The sequence below is a fragment of the Streptomyces sp. NPDC048415 genome (assembly GCF_040651675.1).
GTDB lineage: Bacteria > Actinomycetota > Actinomycetes > Streptomycetales > Streptomycetaceae > Streptomyces.
The window spans coordinates 118,728-124,727 of record NZ_JBEZKJ010000016.1 but is presented as its reverse complement, the minus strand read 5'-3'; the positions used below and the strand labels follow the sequence as shown (position 1 = coordinate 124,727).

At 70.9% G+C, this 6,000-nt stretch carries 4 protein-coding genes and 2 pseudogenes; 2 read left to right on the top strand and 4 right to left on the bottom strand.

Annotated features, from left to right (window positions below; genetic code table 11):
- Positions 1-123: 123 nt before the first annotated feature.
- Positions 124-1,410, bottom strand: coding sequence for a DUF6716 putative glycosyltransferase (locus AB0D27_RS14235; protein ID WP_362507028.1), 1,287 nt, complete (start codon positions 1,408-1,410; stop codon positions 124-126).
- A 220-nt stretch (positions 1,411-1,630) separates the two neighbouring features.
- A complete protein-coding gene (locus AB0D27_RS14230) occupies positions 1,631-2,530 on the bottom strand; it encodes a MaoC/PaaZ C-terminal domain-containing protein (protein WP_362507025.1) in 900 nt (299 codons plus the stop codon).
- A gap of 316 nt (positions 2,531-2,846) precedes the next feature.
- Here AB0D27_RS14230 and AB0D27_RS14225 point away from each other — a divergent pair, with 316 nt between their 5' ends.
- Positions 2,847-4,754, top strand: coding sequence for an AMP-dependent synthetase/ligase (locus AB0D27_RS14225; RefSeq protein WP_362507022.1), 1,908 nt, complete (start codon positions 2,847-2,849; stop codon positions 4,752-4,754).
- Positions 4,755-4,772: 18 nt separating this feature from the next.
- On the opposite strand, the pseudogene AB0D27_RS14220 reads toward AB0D27_RS14225, so the two are convergent.
- A pseudogene (locus AB0D27_RS14220) lies at positions 4,773-5,102 on the bottom strand (branched-chain amino acid ABC transporter permease); the annotation flags it as partial.
- 2 nt (positions 5,103-5,104) lie between these two features.
- Here AB0D27_RS14220 and AB0D27_RS14215 point away from each other — a divergent pair.
- Positions 5,105-5,393 (top strand): annotated as a pseudogene (locus tag AB0D27_RS14215) (DNA-binding protein); the annotation flags it as partial.
- 97 nt (positions 5,394-5,490) lie between these two features.
- Here AB0D27_RS14215 and AB0D27_RS14210 read toward each other — a convergent pair.
- Positions 5,491-5,694 carry a cold-shock protein gene (locus AB0D27_RS14210; RefSeq protein WP_003998944.1) on the bottom strand — a complete coding sequence of 68 codons (204 nt, stop codon included), beginning with the start codon at positions 5,692-5,694 and terminating at the stop codon, positions 5,491-5,493.
- Positions 5,695-6,000 lie beyond the last annotated feature (306 nt).

The following is a 6,000-nucleotide window of genomic DNA, read 5'->3' as shown; positions in this document are numbered from 1 at the left end:
GCGCTTCGCGCTCGACCACAAACGCCGGACGGGCTAAAGACTTTCAGCCCCTCCGGCGTTTGAGGAGCGGGGGTTTGGGGGCGGAGCCCCCAAGGGCGGAGGGGGCGAGAGACATCGGTGTCCTCAGGCCGCCCCCCAGCGGCGGAGGGTGGGGGCGACGCGCTCGCGGCCCACGCGGTAGAGGGACTTGGCGCCACTGCGCGCGACCCGCCGGACCACCGCCCGGACGGACCCCGCGCCCCCGCCCAGGGAAACGACCAGGGGCCGCCCCTCCTCGTCGAACCCGTTCCGCTCCAGGATCCCCCCGAGATACGCCCCGGCCCGCCGCGGCGAGTAGTACGGCCGCAGCGGAGGCAACACCCCACCCCGCAGCACGGCAAGCCGCGCCCGCGCCGCCCCGTACGGATCACTCTTGCCGATGCCCTGCCGCCCCGCCCACACCGGATCGGGCCGCGGCAACGCCCCCGCGTCCAGATCGTCCCAGGAGGCCAGACACCCGGAGTGCACGAAGTAGTGATTGCCGTGCGCCTCCCGGACCCCGAAGTCGGTGAGGATCGCGGTCGGGATCCCCCGGTGCATCGACTCGAGCGCGGCCGTGGAACTCACGGTCACCAACAGGTCGGTACGGTCGAGGACTTCGGCCATGTTGCCGTAGACGAGCTGAAGGTTGCCGGGCGCGGGCTCGGCCAGCTCCTCGACGAGCACTTGATACGGGTTCGCCTCGACGTGCGTCGTGTGCTCGCCCGGCAGACTCCGCAGCTTGATCAGCACGAGACGGTCGGGATACCGCCGGGCGTGCGCGGCGGCGCGTTCCAGTAGCTGGAGCCGGGCCTCCCGGCCCTTGGGCACGGACGGCTGGACGGCGAAGGTGAGCGTGAAGGGCCGGTCGGCACAGGGCGCGTACGGCTCACCGCCGAGGAACGGCAGCGCGCACTCCACCACCGTCTCCGGATCGACCCCCACGCTCGCGAAGGCGCTGCGGAAGCGCTCCGCGTCGTACGCGCTGTTGGCGAGCACGACATCGGTGCCGGCCCGGGTGAGAAGCCCGTCGACCATCTTCTCGTAGACGACTCCGACGTACCCCGTGACGGTGACCGGCCGCCGCTCGCGCCCCTGCCACGCGATCCCCAGGCTGTGGGTGAGCGCCAGCGTCGTACCGCCGACCGTGGCCATGACGACCGCATCGGCCTCGCCGAGCGCCTCGTCGTCGACCAGCTCGGCCGCCGTGACCTCGCGCCGGGTGTCGGGCTCGATGCCGATCTCCGCGAGCTGGCGCTCCGTCGGGGTGGCCCGGGTCCGCAGGAAGACGGCGTCGAGCGCGTGCTCGGGAGCGATCTGCCGTGCGACCGACGCACCCCACTTCCAGCGGGTGTCCGAGTCGGCGATTACGGCGATACGTCTGGGCGGCATGGCTCAGAAGCCCTTCCAGGCGGGGGTCCGGGGAGTGAGCCGAGGCTAGGGAGGATGTCTGAGGGTGGGATGAGGGGTGGCTTGAAAGGAGCTTGGGGGACTGGGCGTGGGCTGTGAGAGCTTTCTCGATCCACCTGCCGGACCTGCGGGTTGATGATCACGGCCCTGTCGCCGCGAGGCCTGCGCCATGAAGTGTTCCCCCGTTGTTCACTTCCTCTGGTCACCTGTCCGCGCGCAGAGGCCGGACTTCGCCCGTGAGGTGGACGCGGTCCCCACCGCGGAGTTCAAAGGCGGGCCCCTCGGCGGCGTACGTGACCGTCCCCGGCAGCAGAACCGGCGCCTTGAACTCGGCGCGCACGGTCACCGCGCCCCGGGGACCGTACTCGGCGAGGCAGCGTGCGACGGTCCACATGCCGTGCGCGATGGCACGCGGGAAGCCGAAGAGCCGGGCGGTGAGGGGGTACAGGTGAATGGGATTACGGTCCCCGGAGGCGGCCCCGTACCGCCGCCCGACGTCTCCACCCAGCCGCCATTCGGCGAGGCCGGGGAGCGGTGTGCGCCGGGAGCCGGGGTCTTCGGTCTGGGATTCTCGCTCCTGCCGCTCCTGCCGCTCCTGCCGCTCCTGCCGTTCCCGCCGGTCGCTGTGCTTGTGCCGCGCGAGATACGTACTCCTCGACTCCCATACGACCTCGTCGTCGGCCCGCGCCTCGGTCACGACGGTGGCCTCGGTGCCCCGCCGGTGCGGGGCGAACCCATCGACGTACACGCAGAGTTCGTACTCCGCGGTGGCGGCCGGCTCTCTCCACTGCGTGACCTCGACCGAGGTGTGCACCAGCCCCAGCAGCGGCAGCGGAAACGTACGCCCGGCCATGATCCGCATGGCCAGCGGAAACCCGAGCACATGCGGATACGTGATCGGCAACGCGTCGGCCCCCGTAGCGAACCCGCACGCCCGCTCGTAGGCGGCGAGCCGCGCGAGATCGACACGCACGCCCGGGAGGACGAGCCGGGTCGCGGGGACGGGGACGTCCGGGCGACCCCGCTTGAGAGGAGACAGAAGCGCGCCCCGGGCGAGGAGGGGGCTGAGAGCGGGAGGCGCGGCGAGGGTGTGGGTACGCATTACTCCAGAGTAAGGTTACCCGCGGTAAGTAGATCCAGCCCGTCCGGCGTTTGAGGACGAGCGCGGAGCGCGATACGGGGTCTGGGGGCGGAGCCTCCAGATACGGGACGGGTAGGGGCGGGGGGGCGAAAGAAACTTCCCATACCCCGGGTAACCCGCACCGCGCCCGCCCCAAAGCCCCACAAACCCCACACGCACGCGCCGTACGATCCCGGTCTCACCTGGTTGCCCACGCGCCTCCGTGAACCCCCCACCCTCCAGGGCCGTATGAGGATTCGCGCGCTCGCGCTCGCCCCGGCCGACAAGGAGCCGCCCCGTGTCCAGCCCGTACTCCCTCGCCCCCGAACCCGCCCTCGCGGAGCCCGAGATCAGGCGGCTGGACGGAGTCGTGCGCGAGGTCGCCGTACCCCCGCTGGTCGCGCAAGTGACACACGGTTCCCTCGCGGACATCCCGTTCGACAACGCGAGCGCGGCCCCGCACGAGGCGGTGCTCAGCCGCAAGACGGCGGCGCCCGACGGCGGCTGGACGGACGTGAGCGCGGCCGAGTTCGCCGCGCAGGTGCAGGCGGTGGCGAAGGGGCTGATCGCGGAGGGCCTGGCCCCGGGCGACCGCATCGCCATCATGGCGCGGACGACGTACGAGTGGACGCTCCTCGACTTCGCCGCCTGGGCCGCGGGACTGGTCACCGTGCCGGTGTACCCCACCTCCTCCGTCTTCCAGACCCGCTGGATCCTCCAGGACTCGGGCGCCGTCGCGCTCGCTGTGGAGTCCGTGGAACAGGCCGCCGCGCTCGGCCCGGAGCGCGACCGGATCCCCGACCTGCACCACGTGTGGGTCTTCGAGAAGGGCCATCTCGAGCGCCTCGCGGAACTCGGCCAGAGCGTCCCGGACCAGGAAGTCGCCGTACGGCGCGGGGTGTTGGGTCCCGACACGCTCGCCACCCTCATCTACACCTCGGGCACGACAGGCCGCCCGAAGGGCTGTGTCCTCACCCACGGCAACTTCTTCGCCGAGGTCGACAACGCCGTGGAGCTGCTCTACCCGATCTTCAAGTCCCGTACCAAGGACCCGGCCTCCACGCTTCTCTTCCTGCCCCTCTCGCACGTCTTCGGCCGGATGGTCGCCGTCGCCTGTCTGCGCGCCCGGGTGAAGCTGGGCCACGCGCCGAGCCTCCAGACCGATGACCTCCTCGCGGACCTGGCCTCCTTCAAACCGACCTTCCTGCTGGCCATCCCGTATGTCCTGGAGAAGGTCTTCAACACCGGCCGCGCGACGGCCGAACGGATGGGCCGCGGCTCCTCCTTCGACCGGGCGGCGGGCATAGCGCGCCGCTTCGGGGAGGCGGTCGAGGCCCGGCAGCACGGCACGGGGCCGGGCCCGAGCCGCAGACTCCGGGCGGCCCGCGCCCTCTACGACCCCCTCGTCTACCGCCGTATCCGCAACGCCCTGGGCGGCAGGGTCCGTTACGCCATCTGCGGCGGCTCCCCGCTCGGCCGCCGTCTCGCCGCCTTCTACGCGGGCGCCGGCATCGAGATCTTCGAGGGATACGGGCTGACGGAGTCCACCGCGGCCGCGACCGTCACGCCGCCGCTGAAACCCCGGCTGGGAACGGTGGGCTGGCCCCTGCCGGGCACCCGGGTGCGGATCGCGGCCGACGGGGAGATCCTGCTGAGCGGCGGGCAGATCTTCCGCGGGTACTGGGATCCGCGCGCGGGCGGTGTCGTCGACGCCGCGCCGGACGGCTGGTTCGCGAGCGGCGACATCGGCGAGCTGGACGACGGGGGCTATCTGACCATCACCGGCCGCAAGAAGGAGATCCTGATCACCGCGGGCGGCAAGAACGTCGCCCCGGCGCCCCTGGAGGACTGGCTCCGCTCCCACCCCCTCATCTCCCAGTGCATCGTCGTCGGCGACCGCCGGCCGTACGTCTCCGCCCTCATCACCCTCGATCCCGAGGGCATCACCCACTGGCGCCAGATGAACGGCAAACACGCGGTCCCCGCCGAACTTCTCGTGGACGACGCCGAGTTGCTGTCCGTCCTGCAGCGCGCCCTCGACGAGGCCAACAAACTCGTCTCCCGCCCCGAGTCCATCCGCCGCTTCGCCGTCCTCCCGGTGGACTTCACCGAACAGGCCGGCCACCTCACCCCCTCCATGAAACTCAGGAGGACGGCCATCGAACGGGACTTCAGCAAGGAGATCGAGAGCCTGTACGCGAAGTAGGCCAACCGGGTACCGCTCGGGGACGAGGGGCTTCGCGGCAAGGGCCACCGCCGCTCCGGCGAGCGCGGCGCGCCGTACGCCCGCGCCCTCCCGCAGCGCGGACAGCACCAGCACCACCAGCACCAGCACCGCGGCGAACGCTGCGTCGAGCCCGTACCTCCGGGTGTCGCCCAGGCGCTCCCGGCGGCGTAGAGGCCGAGCCCGGAGACCCAGAAGGCGGCCCCGCGCCGGGCGGGGTCGGGCTGGGCGAGGGCGAAGGCGACCGTCTCGTCGGTGACGAGGGGCGCCGACCAGGCGGGCAACGCATCCACGGCCGATGACGTCCGCGATGGCGAGCCTGAATGCGGCCCGAGCAGGCCGCCTAGGCCGCCACGCTGCTGTCGGCCAGTCCGCCCGACGGCCCGACCCCTACCACCTGCGGGTGGCACCCGGTTCGGCCCGGGAATCGGACCCGCACATTCCGGGAACGGTGGAGCATCTGATCGTCAGCACCGGGCGGCCGGCCGCGGGCCCGTGGGGCGAGAGCGTCGAGCTGGGGGCCCGGCGACTGCGTGGCGTATCGCGGGGATGTGCCGCACACGTACGTACGAGGCGCTGGCGCCAGGGGCGACGTTCGTGGTGGTGATGCGGCATCTGTGAGCGCAAAGGCAGGAGCCCCACGACCGGCTGGCGCGGGGCTCCTTGGGTACTGCGATCCGTTCCGGGTCAAAGCATTGGGCTCATGAAGCCCGCAGACTTAGACCGGGGTGACGTTCTCCGCCTGCGGGCCCTTCGGACCCTGCGTGACGTCGAAGGAAACCGCCTGGTTCTCTTCGAGAGAGCGGAATCCGCTCGCGTTGATCGCGGAGTAGTGGACGAAGACGTCCGGGCCGCCGCCTTCCTGGGCGATGAAACCAAAGCCCTTTTCGGCGTTGAACCACTTCACGGTTCCGGTAGCCATAAGCCCTCCTTGGGCCCAAAGGGTTGCCCTGCTCCAGAACCTGCGATTGTAAAAACAACTGCATACGTCTGAAAACGACGAGAGCCCGCGGTTACATGCTCCGCAGGCTCTGTACTGCAAGGGAAACCAAACTGCAACTTGCGGCGAGCCTAGCACGCAGGCAGCCGAAAGCAATAGAGGGAAAGATCACGTCACCCGGATGTTTGAGCCCGGCCGGGTAGGGGTTGACGCGGCGGCTTCACATGGGTGTCACAAGGGTTGACACAAGCGGTCAGGACGGTTTGCAAAGGCACTCCGGCACCCTGG

What these genes read in the sequence shown, in the direction of transcription:
- AB0D27_RS14235 (WP_362507028.1), bottom strand. Translation starts at nt 1,410, where the DNA reads ATGCCGCCCAGACGTATCGCCGTAATCGCCGACTCGGACACCCGCTGG.
- AB0D27_RS14230 (WP_362507025.1), bottom strand. Translation starts at nt 2,530, where the DNA reads ATGCGTACCCACACCCTCGCCGCGCCTCCCGCTCTCAGCCCCCTCCTC.
- AB0D27_RS14210 (WP_003998944.1), bottom strand. Translation starts at nt 5,694, where the DNA reads ATGGCTACCGGAACCGTGAAGTGGTTCAACGCCGAAAAGGGCTTTGGT.